General features: G+C 63.6%; 1 protein-coding gene. It reads left to right on the plus strand.

The window, feature by feature from the left end; translation table 11 throughout:
• Positions 1–258 (plus strand): autotransporter outer membrane beta-barrel domain-containing protein (locus SB679_RS25130; RefSeq protein ID WP_410705039.1); only part of this gene is annotated, 258 nt, incomplete at both ends.

Raw genomic sequence — 258 nt, forward strand, 5'->3', positions numbered from 1 at the left:
CGTGCCGGTTTCGGATCACTGGCGTCTCGGCGGGATGGCCGGTTACAGCCACGATGCCCTCGATCAGGCGGATACGGATTCCTATCACGGCGGTCTTTATGCCGCGGGCGATTTCGGTCCCCTCGACCTCGTCGGTGGGGCTATCTATTCTCACAACGACGCATCGACCCAGCGCGACATCGCCTTCGGCACCTTTGCCGATCAGCTGACCGCCGACTATGCCAGCGCCACGAGCCAGGTCTTCGCCGGCATCTCCTG

It is taken from the genome of Chryseobacterium sp. SIMBA_029, assembly GCF_046535275.1.
Classification (GTDB): Bacteria; Bacteroidota; Bacteroidia; order Flavobacteriales; family Weeksellaceae; genus Chryseobacterium.